This window comes from Paracoccus simplex (assembly GCF_042648325.1).
GTDB lineage: Bacteria > Pseudomonadota > Alphaproteobacteria > Rhodobacterales > Rhodobacteraceae > Paracoccus > Paracoccus simplex.
The window spans coordinates 1-24,147 of sequence record NZ_JBHRXE010000025.1; the positions used below are offsets into that span (position 1 = coordinate 1).

Sequence of the window (24,147 nt, forward strand, 5' to 3'; positions counted from 1 at the left end):
CTTGGCGGCATGTTGGGCGAGCTGCTGGGCGGGCGCGGCGGCCAGGCGCAGGCCGGCCAGGCCACCACCGGCCAGCCCCAGCCGGGCCAGCCGCAGGGCGGGCTGGCGCAGAAGGGGTCGCAGCCGCAGAACGACGCCAGCTTCGGCGAGCTTTTCAACGAGGCGCTGGCCACCGGCGACGAGCCGGCCACCGCGCCGACACCGGAACAGAACGCGCTGGCCGGGCTGATGCTGAAGGCGATGATCCAGGCCGCGAAATCCGACGGCGAGATCGACGAGGCCGAAAAGGCCAAGCTGATGGACCAGTTCGGCGAGCTGGACGACGACGAGCGCGCCTTCATCCGCGAGCAGATGGCCGCCCCGGTCGATGCCGCGGCCCTGGCCCGCGAGGTGCCGCAGGGCTTCGGCCCGCAGGTCTATCTGATGTCGCTGATGGCGATCGAGTTCGACAACCGCAAGGAAGCCGAATACCTGCACACGCTGGCACAAGGCCTTGGCCTCGACAAGGAGACGGTGAACGGCATCCACCAGAAGGTCGGCGTGATCAACCTTTACGCCTGATCGAACAGACCCAGCTGGCGCGGCGGCCCGTCCTGCCGCGCCTCCTCCAGCCCCGACAGCGTGATGCCGAGCAGCCGCACCCCGTGCGGATCGGCAAAGACCGGCGCCAGCAGGTCGCGCGCCATCTCCAGCATCTTGTCCCGGCTTTCCACCGGGCGCGGCAGAGAGCGGGCGCGGGTGATCTGGCGGAAATCGCCGTATTTCACCTTCAGCGTCACCGTCCGCCCGGCGCGGCCCGCGTTCGAGGCATGGCGCCAGACCTTGTCGGCCAGCTCCGCCAGCGCCTGATGCGCCGCCGCCAGGTCGCGCAGATCCTCGAAATAGGTGTTCTCGGCGCCGATGCTCTTGCGGATGCGGTTCGGCTTGACCTCGCGATGGTCGATGCCGCGGGCGATGTTCCAGTAATAGCTGCCGGACTTGCCGAAGCGCGCGGTCAGGAACTCCAGGCTCTGCCGGGCCAGGTCGGCGCCGGTCAGGATGCCATGCGCCTCCATCCGCGCCGCCGTGGCCGGGCCGATGCCGTGAAAGCGGCCGATGGGCAGGCTTTGCACGAACTCCGCCCCGGCCTCGGGCGGGATCACGAACAGCCCGTCCGGCTTGCGCTGGTCCGAGGCCAGCTTGGCCAGGAACTTGTTGTAGCTGACCCCGGCCGAGGCGGTCAGCCCGGTCGCCTGCCGGATGCGGGCCCGGATCTCCTGCGCGATGCGGGTGGCGGTGCGGCCGTCCAGGTGGTCGGTCAGGTCCAGATAGGCCTCGTCCAGCGACAGCGGCTCGACCAGCGGGGTGTATTCGGCAAAGATCGCGCGCACCTGCTGGCTGACGGCGCGATAGACGTCGAAACGCGGCTTCACGAAGATCAGGGCCGGGCAAAGCCGCATCGCCCGCATCGAGGGCATGGCCGAGCGCACGCCGAAGCGCCGCGCCTCGTAGCTGGCCGCCGCCACCACGCCGCGCTGGATGCCGCCCACGGCGACCGGACGCCCGCGCAGCTCGGGATTGTCGCGCTGCTCGACCGAGGCATAGAAGGCGTCCATGTCCACATGCACGATGCGGCGGACGTGCTCCCCGGCCGGGCCGGTCACGGGATGATGCGGGCGTCCCCCGCCACCAGCCCGTCTCCCATGCGGTCGAAGCGCATATGGGCGATGGCGCGGCCGCCGGACTGGGTGAAAAGCGTGCCCGCCTCGCGCCCGTCCGGCATCAGGATCGGCGTGCCGACCGGGGCGGCGCCCTCGATCCCGATCGTCACCAGCCCCTTGCGCAGCTCGGTCTTGTGCTTCATCCGCGCCGTGACCTCCTGCCCGACATAGCAGCCCTTGCGGAAATCGACGCCGTGCAGGCGCTCGAACCCGGCCTCCAGGATGAAGGTCTCGTTCGGGATCAGCTCGATCAGGGTTTCGGGGATGCAATGCGCGACCCGGATGGCATCCCAATCGGTGCCGCCATCCCCTTCGCCGCCATAAAGCCGCCAACCCAGCGCCTCGTGCCGGGGATCGGCGATGGCGGCGTCGGGCTTCTCGCCGGTGCCGCGGGCGACGGTCAGGCCGGTCGGCTCCAGCGCGACCCGGGACCGCAGCTTGTACATCGACAACCGCCGCAGCAGGTCGTCCGCCAGCCGCGCGTCCACATCGACCAGCAACCGCCCGCCATCCGGCACCACCAGAAAATCGGCCAGATACTTGCCCTGCGGTGTCAGCAGCGCCGCCCAGCAGGGCACCGGGCCGACTTTGTTGGTCACCAGCCCCTGCAGGAACTCGACCCGATCCTCACCCGAGACCGCCAGAATCCGCCGCATCACGTCTCTCCGAATTGCAGTTTGACCAGGGCCGCATAGGCGCCGCCCCGGGCCATAAGCTGGTCGTGATCGCCCTCTTCGACAACCCTGCCCTGGTCCATCACCACGATCTTGTCCGCCTGCCGCACGGTCGAAAGCCTGTGCGCGATGACCAGAGTGGTGCGCCCCGCGGACAGCTCGTCCAGCGCCTGCTGCACCAGCCGCTCGCTTTGCGCGTCCAGCGCGCTGGTCGCCTCGTCCAGAAGCAGGATCGGCGCGTTGCGCAGCACGGCGCGGGCGATGGCCACGCGCTGGCGCTGGCCGCCCGACAGGGCCGAGCCGCGCGGCCCGGCCGGCGTGTCCAGCCCCAGGGGCAGCGCATCGGTGAAATCCGCGACATGGGCGGCGACGATGGCGCGGCGCAGCGCCGCGTCGTCCTGCGCATGGCCCAGCAGGATGTTCTCGCGCAGCGTCTCGTCGAACAGCGCCGCGTCCTGGCTGACGGTCGAGAACTGCTCGCGCAGCGTGGCCAGGTCGAATTCCGCCAGCGGCACGCCGCCCAGCGTGATCCGGCCCGAGGCCGGGTCGATCATCCGCGTCAGCAGGTTGAAGACCGTGGACTTGCCGGCCCCCGACGGCCCGACCAGCGCCGTGGTCCTGCCGGCCTCGGCCGTGAAGCTCAGCCCGTTCAGCACCGGATGATTGTCATAGGCCAGCCGCACATCCTCCAGCCGGACGGTGGTGTCGGGCGGCGGCGCCCTGCGCGACCCCGAGGTGATCGTGGGCCGCAAGTCCAGCACGCCATAGATCCGCTCCAGCGAGGCCGCCGCCGCCTGCCAGGTGCCGGCCAGCGCGCCCAGCCGCCGCAGGGGCTGGAAGGCCAGCGCCAGCGCGGTGAAGAAGGACATGAAGTCGCCCACCGTGCGCTCGCCCCGGGTGACCTCGGCGCCGCCAAGCGCCAGCACGCCGACGAAGCCGATGCCGGTGACCACATCGACCAGCGCCGGCACGGTGGCGCCGATGCCGGACATCTTGATCTCGGCCCGGCGGATGCGGTTGACGATCTGGGCGAAGCGGCCGGTCTGGTACGCCTCCATCTGGTTCAGCTTGACGGCGTTGATGCCGTGCAACACCTCGTCCAGCCTGGTGGCGCGCTGGCTGGCATTGACGCGGTTCTGCCGCACCTTGCGGCGGATGTAGCGCTGCACCAGCACCGTCGGCAGGATCAGGATCGGCGCGCCGATCAGCGCGGTCATGGTCCACCACGGGTCCACCGCCACCGCCACCCCGAACAGCGCCACCAGCGAAACCATGTCGCGCCCCGCGCCCGAGATGAAGGTGGTCCAGACCCCCTGCACCGCCTGGGTATCGCCCTGCACCCGCTCGATCATCGCGCCGGGCGGGTTCTTCTGGAAGAAATGGCTGTCCAGCGTCATCACATGGGACAGCAGGTCGGTCTGCATCCGGGTCGAGACCGACAGCGAGACCGAGGTCATCAGGCTGCGGTTGATGACAAAGGTCGCGGCCCGGATCAGGAACAGCGCGAAAATGGTGCCGCCCACCCACCAGATCGCATCGGTGTCGCCGCCGACGAAGACGCGGTCGAACAGCGGTTTCAGCATCCAGCTCAGCAGGCCCAGGGTCGAACCTTCGACGACCAGAAAGACCAGCGCCAGCAGGATGCGCGCCCAATAGGGGCCAAGATAGTCGCGCCACATCCGGGCGAACAGATTGGCCGTGCTGTGAAGTCTGTCCGCCATCGCGTCCCCGGTCCTCGGTCAGGGCAAGGGATAAGGCGCAAGCCGCGCCGGGGCAAGCCGCCGGCGCTCCCGCCAGTTCCGGCCGCCCGCCGCCTGCGCGCAACCGCCCGGCCTTCACCGTTTCCCAAATACCCACTCTGCCCGCGCCACGCACCCCGGCCGCGCCGCCCCGAAGCGCATGCCCGCCGCGCCGCTGCGGCAGGCCCCGGCCCGGCCCTTCCCGTTGCCCGGACCCCCATGCTCGCGCACCCTGGCCGCCCCGTTGACCTTGCGCGGGGGCCGTCCTACCGATGACGGGTCATCAGAAAGGCATCCCGCATGAGCTTTGCCCAAGGCGCCGCCGTCCTGGCCATTCCCGGCCCCTCTCCGGTTCCCGATCGGGTGCTGCGCGCCATGCACCGCGCCTCGCTCGACATCTACGGCGAAACGCTCGCGGCCGAGAACCGCGCCATGATCGCGGCGCTGAAGCGGCTGGCCGGCACCTCCGGCCATGTCGCGCCTTATATCGGCAACGGCCATGCCGGCTGGGAAGCGGCGAATGTCAACCTGTTCAACCGCGGCGACCGCGCGCTGGTGCTGATCTCGGGCCATTTCGGCCGCGCCTGGGCGGCCACGGCCCGCGCCCTGGGCGTCGAGGTCGAAGAGCTGGATTTCGGCCTCGCCGCCGCCGATCCGCAACGCCTGGCCGAGCGGCTCGCCGCCGATCCCGGCCACCGCATCAAGGCGGTGCTGGTCTGCCAGGTCGACACCGCCAGTTCGGCCCGCGCCGACATCCCCGCGCTGCGCGCCGCCATGGGCGACCATCCCGCCGCCCTGGCCGTGGACGCCATTGCTTCGCTGGGCTGCGAGCCGCTGCTGATGGACGAATGGGGCGTGGACCTGCTGGTCTCGGCCAGCCAGAAGGGGTTGATGGTGCCGCCGGGACTGGCCTTCGTCTGGTTCTCGGACCGGCTCAGGCAATGCGGGTCGACCGACCTGACCACGCCCTATTGGGACTGGGCGCCGCGCACCGAGGCGCAGGAGCTCTGGCAGTTCTGGGGCGGCACGCCTCCGGTCCAGCACATCTTCGGCCTGAACGAGGCGCTGCGGATGCTGCTGGACGAGGAGACGCTGCCGCGCGCCTGGGCCCGGCACGAGGGGCTGGCCCGCGCCACCTGGGCCGCGCTGGAGCGCTGGGGCGCCGGCGGCAGCGGCATCGCCCCGCTGGTCGCCGAGCCGCAAGGCCGGGCCCGGTCCGTCACCGCGGCGATCCTGCCCGGCGCCGCGGCGCTGCGTGCATGGACCGCCGCCAAGGCCGGGGTGACGCTGGGCATCGGCCTGGGCGCGCCCGATCCCGACAACGCCCTGCGCATCGCCCATATGGGCCATGCCGGCGCGCCGCAGCTGCTGGGCGTTCTGGCGGCGGTCGAAGCCGGGCTGACCGCGCTGCGGATCCCGCATGGCCCGGGCGCGGTCGAGGCCGCCGCGGCCGAGATCGCCCGGCTGGCCTGAACCCGGCCTTGACGCGCGGGACAAGGCACCCGACCTTCCCCGCAAAGCCACGCGAGGCCGGATGCGCATCACCCCCCTGCCCGAGTTCCAGTCCGAAACCCCGCCGCCTCGTCCGGCGGGCTTCCGGGCCCGGCGCCTATCCGGGGGCGGCGGGGCGCTGATCGGCCGGTTGCGCGACAGCGCTCCGACCGCCGACAGCTTGTCTATGGGCGGCGGCCGCGAAACCCGCCACCGCCGCCCCGCGCCGCCCGGATTTTCGGCGGGCCGGGTCATGGCAGGCCCTGCGGCCATCGCCCGGCCGATTGCAGCGCATAAAGATCGGCCCTCGTCCCGGCTAATAGTTGACAATTTTACCATGACGTTCGATACGGGCGCCAAAGGCGTCAAGGCGGCACGTTTGCGCATGTGCCGCGCCCAAGCAAGAAGCGGACGGATCCCAATGCCGGAACTACTAAGGAACGCCATGACCAAGACGTCGCTGCCGCGCCACCGCGCGGGGACCGCCCTTGCCCTTGTCTGCCTGATGCTGGCCGCGCCGCTTTCAGCGCAGGAAAGCCAGCCGGGCCCCCCGACCGGCACGGCGGCGCCCGAAATCCAGGACCTGGCGCCGGCCCCGCAGGCCGCCGCGCCGCAAGCCCCCGCAAGCAGCACCGCGCAAACCCCGGCATCCGCGCCCCCCAGCGTGCCGCAGCCCGCCCCTGCCGAACCGGCGGCAAGCCCGGCGCCGGCAGCGACGCCTGCGACGCCGCCGGCGGCGGACAACGCCCCTGCCGCGACCGGCCCCGCCGGCGCCCAACCCCCCGCAGCCGCCGCTCCGACGGAAACGCCTGCGGAAACCCCGGCCGCCCAGCCGCAGCCGGCAGGCTCCGGCATCCTGCCGCAAGCGGTGCAGGACGCGCTGGCGCCCATGCTGAACCCGCCGGCCCGCGATCCGAACCTGCCGCATGACCTGTCGCCCTGGGGCATGTTCCTGGCCGCCGACTGGGTGGTGAAGGGGGTGATGATCGGCCTGGCCATCGCCTCGGTCATCACCTGGACGGTGCTGGTCGCCAAGATGCTGGAGCTGATGGGCGCCATGAACCGCGCGCAATCCGGCATCCGCCGCATCGAGACCGCCGCCAGCCTGCCCGCCGCCCTGTCGGCCGCCGGCAATCGCCGCGACCCGGTCTCGCGCATGATCCGCGCCGCGGCGGGCGAATACGACCGCTCGGCCCCGGCGCTGGACCAGGCCGGCGACAGCGGCGTCAAGGAGCGCGTCGAATCGCATCTGGACCGCATCGAGGCCAGCGCCGGCCGCCGCATGAGCCGGGGCACCGGCGTGCTGGCCACCATCGGCTCGACCGCGCCCTTCGTCGGGCTGTTCGGCACCGTCTGGGGCATCATGAACAGCTTCATCGGCATTTCCCAGGCGCAGACCACCAACCTCGCCGTGGTGGCGCCGGGCATCGCCGAGGCGCTGCTGGCCACCGCCATCGGCCTGGTCGCCGCCATCCCGGCGGTGGTGATCTACAACGTCTTCGCCCGCGCCATCACCGGCTATCGCCTGCGGCTGGCCAACGCCGCCGCCGGGGTCAAGCGCCTGGTCAGCCGCGACCTCGACTTCCGCGGCGCCGTTCCGCACCGGGAGGTCTGAGCCATGGCCGGCGGCTTCCGCGAGAGCCAAGGCGACGATCTGGTCGAGAACCACGAGATCAACGTCACGCCCTTCATCGACGTGATGCTGGTGCTGCTGATCATCTTCATGGTCGCGGCGCCGCTGGCGACGGTCGATGTGAATGTGGATCTGCCGGTGTCGAACGCCACGCCGGCGCAGCGCCCCGACCAGCCGGTCTATGTCACCGTCAAGCCCGACCTGACGCTGGCCATCGGCAACGAGGACGTGCCGGCCGGCGGGCTGGCCGCGGCGCTGGGGATGGCAACCGGCAACGACCGCGAGCAGCGCATCTTCCTGCGCGCCGACCGCGAGGTGTCCTATGGCGACCTGATGGGGGTCATGAACACGCTGCGCGAGACCGGCTATCTGAAGATCGCCCTGGTCGGGCTGGAGGCCGCGGCGGCCGGCACCCCGGCCCCGGCCGCCGCAACCGCTGACGGGGCCGTGCAGCCATGAGCCGGAACGCCCCCTCGGCCCTGCGCGAGGGCGCGCTCTGGGGCGGTGCCGCCGTGGTGGTGCTGGCCGCGCATCTGGGCGGCGCGCTGTGGATCATGCACGGCGCCAAGGCCGCGGCGCCTCCGGGCCTGCCCGATCCGGTCTTCGTCGACCTGGCGCCGGCCCCGCAGGCCGCCGCGCCGCTGGACGAGGCCGAGACCCCCGACATGGCCGAGGCGGAACCCGAGCCGGAACCCGAGCCCCAGCCAGAGCCGGAGCCGGAGGAGATCGTCCTGCCCGAGCCGCTGCAGGAACTCGAGCCGCTGCCCGAGATGACCTCGCTGTTCCCGCCGCCGGCCGATGCGGTGGCGCTGCAGAAATCCGCCCGCCCGAAAGAACGCCCCGAGCGCGAGCCGGAACCGGAACCCGAGCCGCAGGTCGCCGAAAAGCAGCCCGAGCCCCGGCGCGAGAAAAAGGAAAAGGCCCCGCAAGACCAGCCGGCCCGCCAGGCCACCACCCGGCTGCGCGCCCCGCAGGCCGAGCGCACCGCGGCACCGCAGGCGCAGGTCGGTGCTGCCCCCAGCGCCCGCCAGGTGGCAAGCTGGCAATCCAAGGTGCAGGCGGCCGTGGCGCGGCACATGCACCGCACGCGCCTCTCGGCCGGTCGCGGCGGCTCGGTCACGGTGACCGTGCGGTTCAGCGTCGATCCCAGCGGCCGGGTGGCGGGGGCGCGGCTGGCCGGCTCGACCGGCGATCCCGGGATCGACGCGGCGCTGAGCCGTCAGGCCTCGCGCATGCCGCGGATGCCGGCGCCGCCCTCGGGGCAAACGGTGGCGCTGGTGCTTCCGGTCAAGATCCTGCTGCGCTGATCCCCTGCCCGCCGGCGCCCGGCCCGGCCGGCAGCGGCGTCACCCCCAGCAGCGGCGCCAGGCCGCGCACCATCTCGGCCAGCACCCGGGCATCGGCGCCGGATTCGGCATTGCGCCGCCAGACCACCGCCAGATCGCGCGAGGGCGCCGGCACGGCAAAGGGCACGATGCGCAGCCGGCCGTCGCGATTCTCGTCCGCCAGCGCCAGTTGCGGGATCAGCGTCATGCCCATGCCGCTGGCCACCATCCGCATCAGGGTCGCCATCGACGCCGCCTCGAGGTTCAGCTTGCGGCGCGGATCGCGCAGACCGCAGACCTCCAGCGCCTGATCGCGCAGGCAATGGCCGTCGGCCAGCAGCAGCAGCCGCTCGGCCTCGATGCTTTCGGGTCGGGCGGGACCGGCCAGATAGGTGGTGTCGTCCTCGGACAGTGCCACCAGGAAGGCGTCGCGCAGCACCGGCTCGGCCTGGATCCCGGCATCGCCCGCCGGCAGGGCCATGATCCCGGCATCGAAGCGATGGCTGACAATGCCCCCCACCAGTTCGTCGGTGACGACCTCGTGCAGTTCCAGGTCCAGCGCCGGATGGCTGGCGCGCAGGGCCGGGACCAGATGCGGGATCAGATAGGGCGCCACCGTCGGAATGATCGCCAGCCGCAGCCGCCCCGACAGCGGCTCGCGCCCGGCCCGCGCCAGGGCATCCAGCCGCTTCGCCGTGTCGATCAGTTCCTGCGCCACCGGCAGCAGCCGTTCGCCCAGCGCCGTCAGCCGCACCGGCGCGGCGCCGGCGCCGCGCTCGAACAGCGCGCCGCCGAGCCGGCCTTCCAACTGGGCGATCTGGCTGGACAGGCCGGGCTGCGAGACATGCACCACCTCGGCGGCGCGGCCGAAATTGCCCTGCCGGGCAACGGCCAGGAAATAGGTGATCTGGCGAAGCGTGAAGTTCATAAGCCGTGATTATCACGCAGCCCCGGAACCACAAGCGGCACTCAAGCGGGCAGACGGTCCACCAGCAGCTTGTCGATGCGATGGCCGTCCATGTCCACCACCTCGAGCCGCCAGCCCTGCCAGTCCACGCGGTCGCCCGCCTGCGGCAGCCGGCCCGCCAGCTCCAGCACCAGCCCGGCCACGGTGGAATAGTCGTGATCCTCGGGCAGCGGCACCGAGAGGCGGTCGGCGAATTCGTCCACCGGCATCCAGCCGGCGACCAGCAGGCTGCCGTCCTCGCGCATGACGACCTTGGGTTCGTCGTCGTCGAGTCCGGCAAATTCGCCGGTGATCGCCTCCAGCACGTCCATGGGCGTCACCACGCCCTCGAAATGGCCGTATTCGTCATAGACCAGCAGCATCTGGCCGGGCGCGGCGCGCAGCCGGGCGATGACCTCGGGCGCATCCATGGTCTCGGGGATGATCGGGGCGGGCTGCATGACCTCGCGCAGGTCGATGGCTTCGGCCCGGCTTTGTGACATCAGGTCCAGGCTGGCGACCACGCCGATCATGTTGTTCGGATCGCCGTCGCTGACCGGCAGGCGGGTGCGGCGGCTGTCCTGGAACTTGCGCGCCATCTCCTGCCAGCTGTCCGCGACATCGACGGCCGGGATGTCGCGCCGCGGCGTCATCAGCCCGCGGGCGCTGCGGTCGGCGATGCGCATGACCCCGGCGATCATCTCGGTCTCGGCCCGGTGCATGACGCCGGCGGTCTCGGCTTCCGAGATGACGAGCTTGATCTCTTCGTCGCTGATGGTCTGCCGGTCCTCGCCCGATTGCCCCAGCGCCGCCAGCAGCAGCTTGCCCGAGCGGTCGAGCAGCCAGACCAGCGGCGCCGCCCCGCGCGAAATCGCCCGCATCAGCGGCGCCACCCGCACCGCCACCCGCTCGGGCGCCTTCAGCGCCAGCTGCTTCGGCACCAGCTCGCCGACGATCAGCGACAGGTAAGTGATGGCGACGACCACGCCGCCCATGCCCAGCGGCTGCGCCAGCGAGGCGGGCACGCCCCAGCCCGGCAGCGCCGCCGCCAGCCGCGCACCCAGCGTCGCGCCAGAGAAGGCGCCCGACAACACCCCGACCAGGGTGATGCCGATCTGGACCGAACTGAGGAACCGGCCCGGATCCTCGCCCAGGGCCAGGGCGGTGACGGCGCCGCGGTCGCCGCGCTCGGCCAGAACCTTCAGCCGCGCCGGCCGGGCCGAGACGATGGCCAGCTCGGACATGGCCAGCAGGCCGTTCAACAGCGTCAGCACAAGGACGATGGCGATCTCAAACCACATGGGGAGAACTCGGGTGCTTTCGGAAATGGGCCGGATCGAGAGTGCGGCCACGGGCCGCCCATCTCTCGTAAGGATCGTCGATCATGCGCGTATCGGCATCTGACTCCGGCTGGGACATGACGCAGTATAGACCGCCGGCGCGCCAGCACAATCGCCCTGACCGGATTTCTGCCGCCGCGTCCGGCTTTGGGCGGATTCCGGAATACTTGACGTTGCGGCAGGCGTTTCCATTGCTTCGCATGGGCTTATGGCAATCCGCCTGTTTCGGCCCTAGCGTGAAACCTGTGTGACCATTGCGCGGATGGGGAAGCGACCATGCCAGACACCGACAAGGAGCGGCCGGAAAAGATCGTGCTTGTCCTGCAGGGCGGCGGCGCGCTGGGGGCCTATCAGGCCGGCGCCTACGAGGCGCTCTGTCGCAGCGGACAGCAGCCGGAATGGCTGGCCGGCATCTCGATCGGCTCGATCAACGCGGCGCTGATCGCCGGCAATCCCCCCAAGCGGCGGCTCGGGGCGCTGCGCCGGTTCTGGGAAGCGGTGACCGGCGCGCCCTGGCTTCTGGGCCATTGCTTCGAGGGTGGGCCGCTGGCCGACCCGATGCGCGCCTTCTGCAACGAAAGCCGGGCCACGCTCAGCACCATGCTGGGCGCCCCCGGCTTCTTCCGCCCGCGCCTGCCGGACCTGTTCTCGTTCCTGCCCGGCTTGATGCGGCAGACCAACTGGTATGACACCTCGCCCTTGCGCGCGACGCTGCTGGAGCTGGTCGATTTCGCCTATCTCAACGAGGCGGGGCCGCGGCTGAGCGTCTGCGCCGTGGATGTGCAGACCGGCAACTTCACCTGCTTCGACAGCCGCGAGACGTCGATCACCGTCGATCACATCATGGCCTCGGGGGCGCTGCCGCCCGGCTTTCCGGCGGTCGAGATCGACGGCCGGCATTATTGGGACGGCGGGCTGGTCTCGAACTCGCCGCTGCAGGTCGTGCTGGACCGGCCCGCCCGGCGGCCGCTTTGCATCTACCAGGTGGACCTTTATCCCTCGCGCGACCGCCTGCCCCGGACCATGGCCCAGGTCGAGCAGCGCGAGCGCGAGATCCGCTTTTCCAGCCGCACGCGGTTCAATACCGACGAATTCCGTAACCGCCATGCGCTGTCGCGGGCCGCGCGCCGGCTGCGCCAGCGGCTGCCCGAGGCGTTCCGCGACGACCCGGACCTGCAGATGCTGATCGAAGCCGGCCCGTCGCAGCCGGTCAGCCTGATGCACCTGATCTATCGCCACGCCGATTATGAAAGCGCCTCCAAGGATTACGAATTCTCGCGCCTCTCGATGCTGGACCATTGGCGCGACGGGCGGCGCGATGCCGAACGCTCGCTGCGCCATCCGCGCTGGACCGGCCGGCAGGTGCCCGAGGACGGGCTGATGGTGTTCGACATGAACGACCCGCACCGGCCCGAGGCAGCGGCGGACTGAGCGCCGCGCCCGGCGGGCATCGCCGCTGCTGCGGCGCCCGGCTGGCTACTTGCCGAACAGCTCGCGCAGCCCCAAGGGCTGGCAGCGCCGGAATTGCGGCGGCGCGGTGACGCTGGCTCCCAGCTTGGCGGCCGCGTGCCAGGGCCAGCGCGGATCGTAAAGCACCGTCCGGGCCAGCGCGATCATGTCGGCATCGCCGGTGGCGACGATGGCCTCGGCCTGCTCGGGCTCGGTGATCAGGCCGACGGCAATGACCGGAATCCCGACCGCCTGCTTGACCGCCCGCGCCAGCGGCACCTGGTAGCTCGGGCCGACCGGGATCTGCTGGCGCGGATCCAGCCCGCCGCTGCTGACATGGATGGCGGCGCAGCCCCGCGCCTCCAGCGCCCGCGAAAAGGCGATGCTGCCTTCGATGTCCCAGCCGCCCTCGACCCAGTCGGTGCCCGAGATCCGCACGGTGACCGGATAGCCCGCCGGCACCGCGTCCCGCACCGCCTCGAAAACCTCCAGCGGAAAACGCATGCGGTTTTCCAGGCTGCCGCCATAGTCGTCCTCGCGCCGGTTGGACAGCGGCGACAGGAACTGGTGCAGCAGATAGCCATGCGCCGCATGGATCTGGATCGCGTCGATCCCCAGCCGCACCGCCCGCCGCGCCGCCTCGGCAAAGGCGTCGCGCACCCGCGCCAACCCGGCGCGATCCAGCGCCACGGGCGGGTTCTCGCCCTCGGCGAAGGCCCGGTCCGAGGCCGAGACGGTCTGCCAGCCATTCGCCGCATCCGGCGCGATCTGCGCCCCGCCGTCCCAGGGCTTGGCGGTCGAGGCCTTGCGCCCGGCATGGGCCAGCTGGATGGCGACGGGCATGTCGGACCAGGCCCGCACGCCCTTCAGCACCCGGTCCATCGCCGCCTCGGTCGCATCGTCCCACAACCCGACATCGGCATAGGAGATGCGGCCCTCGGGCAGGACGGCGGTGGCCTCGATGGTCAGGATGGCCGCGCCGGAATGCGACAGCGCGCCGAGATGGATCAGGTGCCAGTCGGTCATCCGCCCGTCCTCGGCCGAATACATGCACATGGGCGCGATGACGATCCGGTTCGCAAGGCTCTGACCGCCAATGGCGATCGGCTCGAAAAGTGTCGGTTTGGGCATGAAGGCGATCCTTGCTGTTGCCCGTTCCAGATAAGCCTCGGCCGCCGCGCCGCAAGCCCCCGCCCCCGCGCTTCACCGTTTCCCAAATACCCCGGGGGAGTCGCGGAACGCGACGGGGGCAGAGCCCCCGCCGCCCGCGATCAGAAGCTGTTGCGCTCGTGATAGGTGCGCAGGAAGTTCTGGATGCGCTGGTCCTTCGGCGCGTGGAAGATGGCCTGCGGGCTGTCCACCGCCACCAGCTCGCCCTTTTCCATGAAGGCGACCTGATCGGCGACATGGGCGGCAAAACCCATCTCATGCGTGACCACCACCATGGTCATGCCCTCGTTCGCCAGCGCCTTCATCACGTTCAGCACCTCGCCCACCAGCTCGGGATCCAGGGCCGAGGTCGGCTCGTCGAACAGCATCAGCCGCGGCTCCATGGCGATGGCGCGGGCGATGGCGACGCGCTGCTGCTGGCCGCCCGACAGGCGCGAGGGGTGGTTGCCCATCTTGTCGCCCAGCCCGACCTTGGTCAGCGCCTCGGCGGCGCGCTTCTCGGCCTCGGCTTTCGACAGGCCGCGGACGCGGATCAGCCCCTCGGCCACGTTCTCCTTGGCGGTCATGTGCGGCCACAGGTTGAACTGCTGGAACACCATGCCGATGGAGCGCCGCATCTCGCGCAGCTTGCGCCCGGCCATCTTCCGCCCCGGCGCCTCGTAGCCCATCAGCTTCCCGTCGATGCGGATCTCGCCCGAATCGTATTCCTCAAGGAAATTGATGCAGCGCAGCAGCGTGGACTTGCCCGATCCGGATGGCCCGATCAGGCAGGTCACCTTGCCCGGCGGGATGGACAGGTCCACGTCCTTCAGCGCGTGGAAGGGGCCGTAATACTTGTTGACCTTGCGGATCTCGACGGCGGATGCCTGCATCGGCTCAGGTCCTTTCGATCAGGTGTTTGGTGATGCGCGTCTCAAGCCGGCGGCCGACGCGCGAGATGGTCTCGACCAGCGCCCAGAAGAACAGCGCCAGCACCAGATTCGCCTCGAGATAGCGGAAGGTCTCGGTGGACATGCGGCTGACCTGATACATCAGTTCGGGCACGGTGATGATCGACAGGATCACCGTCTCCTTGGTCAGGATGATCGAGAAATTGACCAGCGCCGGCAGCGACGAGACCAGGCCCAGCGGCAGCAGGATGCGGCGCACGATGGCCGGCTCGGCCATGCCGATGGCGCGGGCGGCCTCGATCTGGCCATGCGGCACGGCGCGGAAGCCCGAGCGGAAGATCTCGGCGAAATAGGGGCTGCCATAGAGGGTCAGGCCCAGCAGGCCCGCCGGCAGCGCGTCCAGCCGCAGCCCGATCAGCGGCCCGCCGTAATAAAGCACGAAAAGCTGCACCAGGAAGGGCGTGCCGCGGATCACCTCGATATAGGCCTGGATGATCCAGCCCAGCCAGCGCGGCCCATAGCGCTGGAGCAGCGCGACCAGCAGGCCCAGCGCCATGCCGAAGATGGTGCCGAGGATCCAGCACAGCACGGTGACGCCGAAGCCCCTCAGCAGGGCCGGGCCGTATTGTTCAAGGATGCTCCATTCCATCAGACGGCCGTCCTGTGTTCAAGGTAACGTCCCAGCGCCGCAAGGCAGAGGTTGATCGCCAGATAGATGCAGGCGGCGGCGATATAGACCTCGAGCGGGCGGAAGGTGGTGGCGGCCTGCGCCTGGCTGGCGCGGGTCAGTTCGAGGATGCCGACGATCGATACCAGCGAGCTGGCCTTGACCAGCAGGATCAGCTCGTTGACCAGCGCCGGCAGCGACAGGGTGAAGGCCTGCGGCAGGATCACCCGCGTCCAGACGTCGCGCGGCGTCATGCCGATGGCGACGGCGGCCTCGGCCTGGCCCTTGGGCAGCGCCGCGATGGCGCCGCGCCAGATTTCCGAGATATAGGCGCTGGCGCAGATGCCGACGGTGACGACCGCCGCAACGATGGCGGGCACGTCGACGCCGATCACCGGCAGGGTGTAATAGAACACCAGCAACTGCACCAGCAGCGGCACGCCGCGCAGGAAGCTGACCCAGATCGCGGCGAAGCGGCGCAGGGCCGCATAGGGCGAAAGCCGGGCGGCGCAAACCAGCGTGCCGATCACCAGCCCCAGCGCGATACCCAGCACCGAAATCAGCAGCGTATAGCGCGCCGCCCAGAACAGCGGTTCGAAACTTTGAAGGAAGACCGGGATTGAGAACATGCGCGCCTCGCCTTGGCCCTTGGGGAACGGGCGGGGCATCCCCCGCCCGCCAGCGACTTAGTTGGTCGGAACTTCGCGGGGCAGTTCGGTATAGCTGCCCAGCCATTTCTCCTGGATCGCCTTGACGCGGCCGTCATCGGTCATCTTCAGCAGCGCGTCGTTGATGGCCTTGGCGAAGCTTTCGCTGTCGGCGTCCTTGCGCAGCACCCAGGCGAAATAGGTCGGCTGGCCGAACTGGGCCGGTTCGAACAGGGCGAAGGTCTCGGAGCGGTTCTTCACCAGATAGGTCAGGTTCGGCAGCGAGCCCGCCACCGCGTCCAGACGGCCGGCAGCCAGGTCGGCATAGGCCTCGTCGGTGGTGCCGTATTCCTTGACCGTCACCCCGCCCAGGCTTTCGCCATAGGCCGAAAGCTGCTTGAACTGCGCCGTGCCCTGCTGCACGCCGACGGTCTTGCCCTTGATGTCCTCGGGCTTGGTCAGCTCGGTGTTCGAGGCGGCCTTGACCAGCGAGACGGTGGCGTCGGCGATCGGCAGGGTGAAGGTATAACGCTCCAGCCGCTCGGGGGTGATGGTGACGGGCGCGATCACGATGTCGAACTTCTTGACTTCGAGGCCCGGCAGCTCGGCGGTCCAGGGGATGTCCTGATAGACCGGCTCGACGCCGATTTCCTTGCTGACCTCGTCGAACAGATCCTTGGTCATGCCCTCATAGGTGCCGTTGTTCAGCATGTCGAAGGGGGCATAGTGCATGTCGGTCGCGGTGACGATCTTGCCCGCCGCCTTGACGTCGGCCAGCTGGTCGGCCTGCGCGGCGGTGCCCAGCGCGAGCAGGCCGATGGCGGCGGCTTTCAGACTCATGTGAAAACTCATGTCTTTCTCCTTGTTGGACAGGTAATGGGCGCGGCCACGGAGCGTTGCGCAGCCCACGCCCCTTGGATCAGAGAATCCCGGGCAGATTCAACCCGTGCTCCCGCGCGCAGTCCAGCGCGATCTGATAGCCCGCGTCAGCATGGCGCATGACGCCGGTGGCCGGATCGTTCCACAGCACCCGGGCCAGCCGCGCATCGGCATCCTCGCTGCCGTCGCAGCAGATCACCATGCCGGAATGCTGCGAAAAGCCCATGCCGACGCCGCCGCCATGATGCAGCGACACCCAGGTCGCGCCCGAGGCGGTATTCAGAAGCGCATTCAGCAGCGGCCAGTCGGAAACCGCGTCCGAGCCGTCCTGCATCGCCTCGGTCTCGCGGTTCGGCGAGGCGACCGAGCCCGAGTCGAGATGGTCGCGGCCGATGACGATGGGCGCCTTCAGCTCGCCATTGCGCACCATCTCGTTGAAGGCGAGGCCCAGCTTGTGGCGGATGCCAAGGCCGACCCAGCAGATCCGCGCCGGCAGCCCCTGGAAGCTGATGCGCTCGCGCGCCATGTCCAGCCAGTTGTGCAGATGCGGGTCGTCGACCAGTTCCTTGACCTTCTGGTCGGTCTTCAGGATGTCCTCGGGATCGCCCGACAGCGCCGCCCAGCGGAACGGGCCGATGCCCTTGCAGAACAACGGCCGGATATAGGCCGGCACGAAGCCCGGGAAGGCGAAGGCGCGCTCGAAGCCTTCCTCCAGCGCCATCTGGCGGATGTTGTTGCCGTAATCGACGGTCGGGATGCCTGCGTCATGGAAGGCTACCATGGCCTCGACCTGCTGGCGCATCGACTTGCGGGCGGCGGCGGCCACCGCCTTGGGATCGGTTTCCTGGCGCGCGCGCCATTCGGCGACGGTCCAGCCCTGCGGCAGATAGCCATGCACCGGGTCGTGGGCCGAGGTCTGGTCGGTCACGATGTCGGGACGCACGCCGCGCTTGACCAGTTCCGGGAACACGTCGGCGGCATTGCCGATCAGCGCCACGGATTTCGCCTCGCCGGCCTTGGTCCAGCGGTCGATCATCTCCAGCGCCTCGTCGAGGCTGTGGGTCTTTTCATCGACATAGCGGGTGCGCAGGCGGAAATCGGCGCGGGTCTCGTCGCATTCCACCGCCAGGCAGCAGGCCCCGGCCATGACCGCGGCCAAAGGCTGGGCGCCGCCCATGCCGCCAAGCCCGGCGGTCAGGATCCACTTGCCCTTCAGGTCGCCATTGTAGTGCTGGCGCCCGGCCTCGACGAAGGTCTCGTAGGTGCCCTGGACGATGCCCTGGCTGCCGATATAGATCCAGGAACCGGCGGTCATCTGGCCGTACATGGCCAGGCCCTTCTTATCCAGCTCGTTGAAATGGTCCCAGTTCGCCCAATGCGGCACCAGGTTCGAGTTGGCGATCAGCACCCGCGGCGCGTCCTTGTGGGTCTTGAACACGCCGACCGGCTTGCCGGATTGCACCAGCAGCGTCTCGTCGGTTTCCAGCTTCTTGAGGCTGTCGACGATCAGGTCGAAATCCTTCCAGGTGCGGGCGGCGCGGCCGATGCCGCCATAGACCACCAGCTCATGCGGGTTCTCGGCCACGTCGGGATGCAGGTTGTTCATCAGCATCCGCATCGGCGCCTCGGTCAGCCAGCTTTTCGCGGTGATCTCGGGACCGGTGGGCGGGAAGATGTCGCGGGTGTTGTGACGGGGGTTGTCCATCTGGGTCTCCGTTCAGGCCAGCATGTTGCCGGAAATGATGATGCGTTGGATTTCGGACGAACCTTCGTAGATCCGCATGATGCGCAAATCGCGGTTGATCCTCTCGATGGGAAAGTCGCGGGTGTAGCCATAGCCGCCATGCAATTGCAGCGCGGTGTCGGCGATCTTGCCCGCCGCCTCGCTGGCCGCGAGCTTGGCCATGCTGGAGGCCAGCGAGAAGCGCCCGCCGCCGTGATGCGCCGCCTGCCGCTGCCGCGCCGCGTCCTGCGACAACAGCAGCGCCTGGCGATAAGCGACGCCCATGTCGGCGATCATCCAGCGGATGCCCTGCCGGTCGGTCAGCCGCTCGCCGCCGATCACGCGGTCCTTGGCATAGGCGATGGCGGCTTTCATCGCCGCCTCGGCCAGGCCCAGGCATTGCGCAGCGACCTCGATGCGGCCGTTGTCCAGCACCTGCATGGCGGTGCGGAAGCCCCTGCCCTCCTCGCCCAGCAGCGCGTCCTCGGGCAGCTGGCAGTCGAGGTTCAGGGTGAAGACATGCCCACCCTTCAGCCCCATGGTCTTTTCCGGCGCGCCCGGCTCCAGCCCCGGCGTCCCTTTCGGCAGGATGAAGGCCGAGATGCCGCGATGGCCCTTGTCGGGGTCGGTCACCGCATAGACGACGATGAAATCCGCCACCCCGCCGTTCGAGATGAAGCATTTCGTGCCCTTCAGGTGCCAGCCGGTTTCCGTGCGGCGGGAGCGGGTCTTCATGTCGGCGGGGTCCGAGCCGGCGGTGGGCTCGGTCAGGGCGAAGGCGCCCAGCGCCTCGCCCGTCGCGGCCTTTTGCAGCCATGCCTGCTTCTGCGATTCAGACCCGCCGATCAGGATCGAATCGGTCGCCAGGTAATGCGCCGTCAAGGCCGAGGCCGTGGACCCGCAGGCCCCCGCCACGATGGCGACCGCGCGCAAAAGCGCCGGGGCCGAAATGCCCGAGCCGCCATAGGCCTCGGGCAGGTTCGCGCCCATCATCCCGGCCTCGCCCAGCACGGCAAGCTGGTCGTGGACAAAGGCCGAGGTCTCGTCGGTTTCCGACGCCTTGGGCGCGATCTGCTCGGCGCAGATGCGCTCCAGCACGTCGCAGAACAGCCGCTCTTCCTCGGCCAGCATGTGCCAGTCGTCGCTCATGCGGTTTCCTCCAATCCGAATGCGCGCAGAATGGCGGCGCGGTCGCCGCCAAGGCGCGGGGCCGGGGTCTCGGCCAGGGGTTTCTCTGCATCGAAGCGCACCGGCTGGCCGACGACCGGGTTCCGACCCAGCAGGCTGACCAACCCGCGCGCGCGGGCGTGATCGTTGTCGGCCGCCTGGGCAATGTCCCAGATCGGCGCGGCGGGCAGGCCGACGCCGGCCAGCGCCGCCACGGCGGCCTCGGTGCTCAGGCGCGAGGACCAGGCCTCGATCAGCGCCTTGACCTCGGGTTCATGCTCGGTGCGCGATTCGTCGCTGGCGAAACGCGGGTCCGTCGCCGCCTCGGGCGCACCGATCAGCTGCGCCAGCGCGGCGAATTGCTTGCCCGACAGCACCGCGATCACCACCTGCCCGTCGCTGGTGGCAAAGCAGCCGAAGGGCGTCGACAAGGGATGGCGGTTGCCGACCCGCTGCGGCAGCTTCTCGGCGTAGAAATGCAACGCATGGCTGGTCGTCAGCATGGAAAACAGCGCGTCATACATCGCCACGTCCAGCACCGCGCCCTGCCCGGTGGCGTTGCGCCCGACCAGCGCCGCCATGATCGACCAGCTGGCAAACAGGCCGGCCAGCAGGTCGGCGATGCTTTCGCCGGTCTTCAGCGGCGCGCCGCCTTCCTCGCCGGTGCCGGCCATCAGCCCGGACATGGCCTGCACCACCAGGTCATAGGCCGGCAGGTCGCGGAACGGCCCCTGCTGGCCGAAGCCCGAGATCGAGCAATAGACCAGCCGCGGGTTTGCCGCGCGCAGCGCCTCGGCACCCAGCCCCAACCGGGCCGCGACGCCGGGGCGGAAATTCTCGACCACCACATCCACCTGCGCCGCGATGGCCTTGGCCAGCGCCAGGTCGGCGGGATCCTTCAGGTCCAGAACCAGGCTTTGCTTGCCGCGGTTGTTCAGGGTGAACAGCGCGCTTTCGCCGTCCTTGAACGGGCCGATATGCCGGTAGTCGTCGCCCGAGGGCGGCTCCAGCTTGATGACCTCGGCCCCCAGATCGGCCAGCAGCGCGGTGCAATAGGGCCCCGCCAGCACCCGCGACAGGTCCAGCACCTTGATACCCGCAAGCGGCTTCATGCCCGCAGCTCCGGCGCCAGCGCGGCGAGGCGCTCCAGGATCGCCCCAAGCGTCACCCGCAGGCTCTCGGCCTTCCGCTCGTCATAGGCGAAGGGCGGGGCCTCGGTGGCCAGATGCGTCGCCTGCGCCAGCTCCATCTGGATGGCGTGCACGCGCTGTCCCGGCCGGCCGTAATGCCGCGTCGTCCAGCCGCCCTTGAAGCGGCCGTTCAGCACATGGCTGCGGCCGGTGGCGGCGCAAGCCTCGAAGGTGGCGGCTTCGATGCGCTTGTCGCAGGATGCGCCGCTATTGGTGCCGATGTTGAAATCCGGCAGCACGCCGTCGAACAGAAAAGGGATCACCGAACGGATCGAATGGCAGTCATAAAGGATCGCAACCCCGTGCTTCGCCTTCACCCGCTCGATCTCGGCGGCCAGCGCCGCGTGATAGGGGGTATGGAAGCGAGCCTTGCGCTCGGCGATGTCCTCCTCCGTCGGCTCCGCCTCCCAGATCGGCTCGCCGTCGAAATCGGTCAGCGGCACCAGACCGGTGGTGTTCTGGCCGGGATAGAGGCTCGCATCGTCCGGGCCGCGATTCGCGTCGATGACATAGCGGTGGAAGGTCGCCCGCACCGTGGTCGCACCGGGCAGAAGCCCGTCATAAAGCCGCTCGATATGCCAGTCGGTATCGGCCAGCACCTGCCCGCGCGGATTCAGCGCCGCGCGGATCTTCTCGGGCAGCCAGGTCCCGGTATGCGGCAGGCCGAGAATGACCGGGCTGTCGCCCTGGACGACTTCGACGGGATTCACGGCCGCACCTCGTCCAGCAGGTGGCCGGGGATGGCGCCGACCAGCACGCCCTCGCGCACCAGCCGGGCAGATTCGGCCAGGTCCGGGGCAAGGTAGCGGTCCTGCTGCAGCGCCGGCACCGTCCGGCGCAATGCGGCGATCACCGCCCGCAACGGGGCCGAGGTCGCCAGGGGCGCGCGGAACTCGACGCCGGCGCTGGCGCAAAGCGCCTCGATCCCCAGAATCTGCGCGAGGTTCGCGTTCATGCGCTTCAGCCGCCGCGCGCCATGCGCGGCCATGGAAACGTGATCCTCCTGGTTGGCCGAGGTCGGCGTCGAGTCGGTCGAGCAGGGCGTCGCCAGATGCTTGTTTTCCGACATCAGCGCCGCCGAGGTCACCTCGGCGATCATCAGCCCCGAATTCAGCCCCGGATCGGGGGTCAGGAAGGGCGGCAGGTCGTGCGACAGCGCCGGATCGACCATCAGCGCGATGCGGCGCTGGGAAATCGCGCCGATCTCGGCGATCGCCAGCGCGATCTGGTCGGCGGCGAAGGCCACCGGCTCGGCATGGAAATTGCCGCCCGAGACGATGCGGTCGGCGCCGACCAGCACCAGCGGGTTGTCGGTGGCGGCGTTCGATTCGATCTCCAGCGTCCGGGCGGCCTGCCAGAGCAGGTCGATACAGGCGCCCGTCACCTGCGGCTGGCAGCGGATGCAATAGGGATCCTGCACGCGGGTGTCGCCCTCGCGGTGGCTTTCGCGGATCTCTGACCCGTCCATCAGCGCGCGGATGGTCCGGGCGGCGACGATCTGGCCGCGATGGCCGCGCAGCGTGTGGATCTCGTCCAGGAAGGGCGCGGTCGAGCCCATGATCGCGTCGGTCGACAGCGACGAGGTGACCAGCGCCGCACGGGCGCTTGCGAAGGCCTCGAACAGCCCGGCCAGCGCGAAGGCGGTCGAGACTTGGGTGCCGTTGATCAGCGCCAGCCCCTCCTTGGCGGCCAGCACCACGGGCTTGAGCCCCGCAGCGGCCAGCGCCTCGGCCGAGGGCATCTCGCGGCCGTCATAGGTCGCACGGCCCTCGCCCAACATGGCGGCGGCCATATGCGCCAGCGGCGCCAGGTCGCCCGAGGCGCCGACCGAGCCCTGCGACGGGATCACCGGCAGCACGCCGCGGGCCAGCATGGCTTCGATGAGCGCGATCACCTCCGGGCGCACGCCCGAGGCGCCCCGGCCCAGCGACAGCAGCTTCAGCACCATGATCAGCCGCACGGTTTCCGGCTCGACCGGCTCGCCGACGCCGCAGCAATGCGACAGGATCAGGTTCCGTTGCAGCGTTGCGGTGTCCTTGGACGCGATCTTGATCGAGGCGAGCTTGCCGAAGCCGGTATTCACGCCATAGACCGGCACCGCGCCATTGGCGGCGGCCTCGATACGGGCGGCGGATTCGGCGATGCCGGGGCGGGCCGAGTCGGCCAGCCGCACGGCCAGCCCCTGACGCCAGACCTGTTCAAGCTGCGCGAGGGTGGTTTCACCGGGGATAAGGATCAGTTCAGACAAGCTCGCCTCCGACGATGCAGGCATGAAGGGGGTTGAAGCCGATGCGATAGGTCAACTCGGCCGGATGCCGGATGTCCCAGACCGCCAGATCGGCGCGCATGCCGGGCGCCAGCCGGCCGCGATCCGCCAGACCCAGCGCATGGGCGGCGTGACGCGTGACGCCGGCCAGACATTCCGAGGGCGTCATGCGAAACAGCGTCGCGCCCATGTTCATGGTCAAGAGCAGCGAGGTCAGCGGCGAGGTGCCGGGATTGCAATCCGTCGCCAGCGCGATCGGCACGCCGGCATCGCGCAGCGCCTGCATCGGCGGATATTGCGTCTCGCGCAGGGTATAGAAGGCGCCGGGCAGCAGCACCGCCACGGTGCCATGGGCCGCCATGGCCTTGATGCCGTCCGGACCCAGATATTCCAGATGGTCCGCCGACAGCGCCCCGTGCTGCGCCGCCATCGCCGCGCCGCCCAGATCGGAAAGCTGCTCGGCATGCAGCTTGACCGGCAGGCCCAGCTTGGCCGCGCGGTCGAAGATCCCGGCCATTTCCTCGCGCGTGAAGGCGATGCCCTCGCAGAATCCGTCCACCGCGTCGATCAGCCCCTCGGCATGGCCGCGCTCCATGCCGGCGATCACCACCTCGCGGATATAGCCGGCGCGGTCGTCCTTGTATTCCGGCGGCAGGGCATGGGCGGCCAGCCAGGTGGTGCGCACCGTCACCTTGCGCAGCTGCCCGATCCGGCGGGCGACGCGCAGCATCTTCAGTTCGCTGTCGATGTCCAGCCCGTAGCCCGACTTGATCTCCAGCGTGGTCACGCCCTCGGCCAGCAGCGCATCGACGCGCGGCAGGGCGGATGCCAGCAGCGCCTCCTCATCCGCCTCGCGCGTGGCGCGGACGCTGGACAGGATGCCGCCGCCGGCCCGCGCGATCTCCTCGTAGGAGGCGCCTTCCAGCCGCATCTCGAACTCGCGGGCGCGGTCGCCGCCAAAGACGATATGGGTGTGGCAGTCGATCAGCCCCGGCGTCACCAGCCGCCCGCCCAGGTCGTGCCGCGTCGCATCGGCATACCGTTCCGGCAAGTCCGTTTCCACACCGATCCAGCTGATTCGACCCGCCTCGATCGCCAGCGCCCCCTGCTCGATCAGGCCGTAACCGCCTGATTTTTCGTCCATCGTGACAAGCTGCGCGTGGTAGAGAAGCTGCATCGGATCGCATCCCGGATTGATTTCTCGGTTGTTCTATGTCTAAACTTAATTAATCTCTATGTCTAAACTTATTT

Annotated in this window: 22 protein-coding genes; 6 read left to right on the top strand and 16 right to left on the bottom strand. The window is 69.7% G+C overall.

What is annotated here, in order from left to right:
• The coding region (locus tag ACFOMP_RS10225) for a DUF533 domain-containing protein (protein WP_379030066.1) at positions 1-561 on the top strand (561 nt) is incomplete at its 5' end.
• Here the strand turns inward: ACFOMP_RS10225 and dinB are convergent.
• The 3 genes from dinB to ACFOMP_RS10240 are packed head-to-tail and all read right to left on the bottom strand — an operon-like array spanning position 552 to position 4,095.
• On the bottom strand, positions 552-1,643 hold the full coding sequence (gene dinB / locus ACFOMP_RS10230) for a DNA polymerase IV (protein WP_379030069.1): 1,092 nt from the start codon (positions 1,641-1,643) through the stop codon (positions 552-554). The two genes, ACFOMP_RS10225 and dinB, sit on opposite strands and share 10 nt — an antisense overlap.
• On the bottom strand, positions 1,640-2,356 hold the full coding sequence (gene ygfZ, locus ACFOMP_RS10235) for a CAF17-like 4Fe-4S cluster assembly/insertion protein YgfZ (RefSeq protein WP_379030072.1): 717 nt from the start codon (positions 2,354-2,356) through the stop codon (positions 1,640-1,642). The genes dinB and ygfZ overlap by 4 nt, the downstream gene beginning before the upstream one ends.
• Positions 2,356-4,095 (bottom strand): ABC transporter ATP-binding protein, encoded by a 1,740-nt coding sequence (locus ACFOMP_RS10240; protein ID WP_379030075.1) that lies wholly within the window; start codon positions 4,093-4,095, stop codon positions 2,356-2,358. Before ACFOMP_RS10240 ends, ygfZ begins: the two co-directional genes overlap by 1 nt.
• A gap of 318 nt (positions 4,096-4,413) precedes the next feature.
• Here ACFOMP_RS10240 and ACFOMP_RS10245 point away from each other — a divergent pair, with 318 nt between their 5' ends.
• From ACFOMP_RS10245 to ACFOMP_RS10260, 4 genes are all read left to right on the top strand, one after another.
• Positions 4,414-5,586, top strand: coding sequence for a pyridoxal-phosphate-dependent aminotransferase family protein (locus ACFOMP_RS10245; protein ID WP_379030077.1), 1,173 nt, complete (start codon positions 4,414-4,416; stop codon positions 5,584-5,586).
• A 463-nt stretch (positions 5,587-6,049) separates the two neighbouring features.
• The gene (exbB, locus tag ACFOMP_RS10250; protein ID WP_379030080.1) at positions 6,050-7,219 is read left to right on the top strand and encodes a tonB-system energizer ExbB; all 1,170 of its coding nucleotides are present in this window, start codon (positions 6,050-6,052) and stop codon (positions 7,217-7,219) included.
• Between the two features lie 3 nt (positions 7,220-7,222).
• Entirely contained in the window at positions 7,223-7,696 is a 474-nt protein-coding gene (gene exbD, locus ACFOMP_RS10255) for a TonB system transport protein ExbD (protein ID WP_379030083.1), read from the top strand.
• Positions 7,693-8,544 carry an energy transducer TonB family protein gene (locus ACFOMP_RS10260; protein WP_379030086.1) on the top strand — a complete coding sequence of 284 codons (852 nt, stop codon included), beginning with the start codon at positions 7,693-7,695 and terminating at the stop codon, positions 8,542-8,544. The genes exbD and ACFOMP_RS10260 overlap by 4 nt, the downstream gene beginning before the upstream one ends.
• On the opposite strand, the gene ACFOMP_RS10265 is transcribed toward ACFOMP_RS10260, so the two are convergent.
• Both ACFOMP_RS10265 and ACFOMP_RS10270 read right to left on the bottom strand, forming a co-directional pair.
• Entirely contained in the window at positions 8,525-9,490 is a 966-nt protein-coding gene (locus tag ACFOMP_RS10265) for a hydrogen peroxide-inducible genes activator (protein ID WP_379030089.1), read from the bottom strand. The genes ACFOMP_RS10260 and ACFOMP_RS10265 overlap by 20 nt on opposite strands.
• A gap of 41 nt (positions 9,491-9,531) precedes the next feature.
• Positions 9,532-10,809 (bottom strand): hemolysin family protein, encoded by a 1,278-nt coding sequence (locus ACFOMP_RS10270; RefSeq protein WP_289894350.1) that lies wholly within the window; start codon positions 10,807-10,809, stop codon positions 9,532-9,534.
• A 315-nt stretch (positions 10,810-11,124) separates the two neighbouring features.
• Here ACFOMP_RS10270 and ACFOMP_RS10275 point away from each other — a divergent pair, with 315 nt between their 5' ends.
• Positions 11,125-12,279: a DUF3734 domain-containing protein gene (locus ACFOMP_RS10275; protein WP_379030093.1), complete on the top strand. Its 1,155-nt coding sequence runs from the start codon at positions 11,125-11,127 to the stop codon at positions 12,277-12,279.
• 45 nt (positions 12,280-12,324) lie between these two features.
• On the opposite strand, the gene ACFOMP_RS10280 is transcribed toward ACFOMP_RS10275, so the two are convergent.
• The 11 genes from ACFOMP_RS10280 to hutI all read right to left on the bottom strand — a co-directional run bounded on the left by ACFOMP_RS10280 (position 12,325) and on the right by hutI (position 24,073).
• Positions 12,325-13,428, bottom strand: a complete 1,104-nt coding sequence (locus ACFOMP_RS10280; RefSeq protein WP_379030096.1) for an NADH:flavin oxidoreductase/NADH oxidase — start codon at positions 13,426-13,428, stop codon at positions 12,325-12,327.
• A 140-nt stretch (positions 13,429-13,568) separates the two neighbouring features.
• The gene (locus ACFOMP_RS10285; RefSeq protein ID WP_289894353.1) at positions 13,569-14,339 is read right to left on the bottom strand and encodes an amino acid ABC transporter ATP-binding protein; all 771 of its coding nucleotides are present in this window, start codon (positions 14,337-14,339) and stop codon (positions 13,569-13,571) included.
• Between the two features lie 4 nt (positions 14,340-14,343).
• A complete protein-coding gene (locus tag ACFOMP_RS10290; protein ID WP_379030100.1) occupies positions 14,344-15,006 on the bottom strand; it encodes an amino acid ABC transporter permease in 663 nt (220 codons plus the stop codon).
• Entirely contained in the window at positions 15,006-15,653 is a 648-nt protein-coding gene (locus tag ACFOMP_RS10295; RefSeq protein ID WP_379030103.1) for an amino acid ABC transporter permease, read from the bottom strand. The genes ACFOMP_RS10290 and ACFOMP_RS10295 overlap by 1 nt, the downstream gene beginning before the upstream one ends.
• A 57-nt stretch (positions 15,654-15,710) precedes the next feature.
• A complete protein-coding gene (locus tag ACFOMP_RS10300) occupies positions 15,711-16,523 on the bottom strand; it encodes a transporter substrate-binding domain-containing protein (RefSeq protein ID WP_379030106.1) in 813 nt (270 codons plus the stop codon).
• Positions 16,524-16,590: 67 nt separating this feature from the next.
• The gene (gene hutU, locus ACFOMP_RS10305; protein WP_379030109.1) at positions 16,591-18,255 is read right to left on the bottom strand and encodes a urocanate hydratase; all 1,665 of its coding nucleotides are present in this window, start codon (positions 18,253-18,255) and stop codon (positions 16,591-16,593) included.
• 12 nt (positions 18,256-18,267) lie between these two features.
• Positions 18,268-19,422, bottom strand: a complete 1,155-nt coding sequence (locus ACFOMP_RS10310; protein ID WP_379030112.1) for an acyl-CoA dehydrogenase family protein — start codon at positions 19,420-19,422, stop codon at positions 18,268-18,270.
• On the bottom strand, positions 19,419-20,552 hold the full coding sequence (locus ACFOMP_RS10315; RefSeq protein ID WP_379030115.1) for a CaiB/BaiF CoA transferase family protein: 1,134 nt from the start codon (positions 20,550-20,552) through the stop codon (positions 19,419-19,421). The genes ACFOMP_RS10310 and ACFOMP_RS10315 overlap by 4 nt, the downstream gene beginning before the upstream one ends.
• Complete coding sequence (gene hutG / locus ACFOMP_RS10320) at positions 20,549-21,340, bottom strand: N-formylglutamate deformylase (RefSeq protein WP_379030118.1); 792 nt, start codon at positions 21,338-21,340, stop codon at positions 20,549-20,551. The genes ACFOMP_RS10315 and hutG overlap by 4 nt, the downstream gene beginning before the upstream one ends.
• On the bottom strand, positions 21,337-22,878 hold the full coding sequence (gene hutH / locus ACFOMP_RS10325) for a histidine ammonia-lyase (protein ID WP_289894362.1): 1,542 nt from the start codon (positions 22,876-22,878) through the stop codon (positions 21,337-21,339). Before hutH ends, hutG begins: the two co-directional genes overlap by 4 nt.
• Entirely contained in the window at positions 22,871-24,073 is a 1,203-nt protein-coding gene (gene hutI, locus ACFOMP_RS10330; RefSeq protein WP_379030121.1) for an imidazolonepropionase, read from the bottom strand. Before hutI ends, hutH begins: the two co-directional genes overlap by 8 nt.
• Positions 24,074-24,147: the final 74 nt, after the last annotated feature.

What these genes read in the sequence shown, in the direction of transcription:
- ygfZ (WP_379030072.1), bottom strand. Translation starts at nt 2,356, where the DNA reads ATGCGGCGGATTCTGGCGGTCTCGGGTGAGGATCGGGTCGAGTTCCTG.
- ACFOMP_RS10240 (WP_379030075.1), bottom strand. Translation starts at nt 4,095, where the DNA reads ATGGCGGACAGACTTCACAGCACGGCCAATCTGTTCGCCCGGATGTGG.
- ACFOMP_RS10245 (WP_379030077.1), top strand. Translation starts at nt 4,414, where the DNA reads ATGAGCTTTGCCCAAGGCGCCGCCGTCCTGGCCATTCCCGGCCCCTCT.
- exbB (WP_379030080.1), top strand. Translation starts at nt 6,050, where the DNA reads ATGACCAAGACGTCGCTGCCGCGCCACCGCGCGGGGACCGCCCTTGCC.
- exbD (WP_379030083.1), top strand. Translation starts at nt 7,223, where the DNA reads ATGGCCGGCGGCTTCCGCGAGAGCCAAGGCGACGATCTGGTCGAGAAC.
- ACFOMP_RS10260 (WP_379030086.1), top strand. Translation starts at nt 7,693, where the DNA reads ATGAGCCGGAACGCCCCCTCGGCCCTGCGCGAGGGCGCGCTCTGGGGC.
- ACFOMP_RS10265 (WP_379030089.1), bottom strand. Translation starts at nt 9,490, where the DNA reads ATGAACTTCACGCTTCGCCAGATCACCTATTTCCTGGCCGTTGCCCGG.
- ACFOMP_RS10270 (WP_289894350.1), bottom strand. Translation starts at nt 10,809, where the DNA reads ATGTGGTTTGAGATCGCCATCGTCCTTGTGCTGACGCTGTTGAACGGC.
- ACFOMP_RS10275 (WP_379030093.1), top strand. Translation starts at nt 11,125, where the DNA reads ATGCCAGACACCGACAAGGAGCGGCCGGAAAAGATCGTGCTTGTCCTG.
- ACFOMP_RS10280 (WP_379030096.1), bottom strand. Translation starts at nt 13,428, where the DNA reads ATGCCCAAACCGACACTTTTCGAGCCGATCGCCATTGGCGGTCAGAGC.
- ACFOMP_RS10285 (WP_289894353.1), bottom strand. Translation starts at nt 14,339, where the DNA reads ATGCAGGCATCCGCCGTCGAGATCCGCAAGGTCAACAAGTATTACGGC.
- ACFOMP_RS10290 (WP_379030100.1), bottom strand. Translation starts at nt 15,006, where the DNA reads ATGGAATGGAGCATCCTTGAACAATACGGCCCGGCCCTGCTGAGGGGC.
- ACFOMP_RS10295 (WP_379030103.1), bottom strand. Translation starts at nt 15,653, where the DNA reads ATGTTCTCAATCCCGGTCTTCCTTCAAAGTTTCGAACCGCTGTTCTGG.
- ACFOMP_RS10300 (WP_379030106.1), bottom strand. Translation starts at nt 16,523, where the DNA reads ATGAGTTTTCACATGAGTCTGAAAGCCGCCGCCATCGGCCTGCTCGCG.
- hutU (WP_379030109.1), bottom strand. Translation starts at nt 18,255, where the DNA reads ATGGACAACCCCCGTCACAACACCCGCGACATCTTCCCGCCCACCGGT.
- ACFOMP_RS10310 (WP_379030112.1), bottom strand. Translation starts at nt 19,422, where the DNA reads ATGAGCGACGACTGGCACATGCTGGCCGAGGAAGAGCGGCTGTTCTGC.
- ACFOMP_RS10315 (WP_379030115.1), bottom strand. Translation starts at nt 20,552, where the DNA reads ATGAAGCCGCTTGCGGGTATCAAGGTGCTGGACCTGTCGCGGGTGCTG.
- hutI (WP_379030121.1), bottom strand. Translation starts at nt 24,073, where the DNA reads ATGCAGCTTCTCTACCACGCGCAGCTTGTCACGATGGACGAAAAATCA.